The following is a 543-nucleotide window of genomic DNA, read 5'->3' on the forward strand; positions in this document are numbered from 1 at the left end:
GAACCAGCCCTTGTGATCGCCAGTCCACACCGCGTTCGGTTCTTGCGGCTGTGGCCAGGGTCCATTGCCGCAGGCCCGCAGGCGGGGTCGCTTGCGGGCGCGGACAAGCCCATGCCGCGCAAGGATCGCGCCGACCGTCGAGGCTGAAGGCCACATGAACTCGGGAGCCGTGCGCCTGAGCCGTGCCACGATCTTCTTTGGACCCCAAAGCGGATGCAGCTCCTTGGCCGCCACAATCCGCTCAACCAGATCCTGAGCTGTCGCCCGGCCATGATTGAGCGGGGCTCGCGGCAGGTCGTGCAAACCCTCAGGCCCAAACGTCCGATAGCGTCCTAGCCATTTGTAGCCGTTCTTGCGTGAGATCCCGTAGGCCGCACAAAGCGCAACCATCGTCTCATCCCCAGAAAGACACTCCACAACAAACCGTAGCCGCTCGTCCATGATGCCAGTCTCTCGCCAAACCATCGCCGGTCCTCCGGCGGACAAGAAAACTGTCACCCATGCTATCGGTCCATTCTGTTACCTATCTATCCGGTTCGGACA

General features: G+C 62.1%; 1 protein-coding gene. It reads right to left on the bottom strand.

Going from position 1 to position 543, the window contains the following annotated elements; genetic code table 11:
- Positions 1–465: helix-turn-helix domain-containing protein (locus NKI31_RS31805; protein ID WP_352653456.1), on the bottom strand; the 465-nt coding region annotated here is incomplete at its 3' end.
- Between the last annotated feature and the right edge of the window lie 78 nt (positions 466–543).

It is taken from the genome of Mesorhizobium sp. M0659, from assembly GCF_040320605.1.
Classification (GTDB): Bacteria; Pseudomonadota; Alphaproteobacteria; order Rhizobiales; family Rhizobiaceae; genus Mesorhizobium.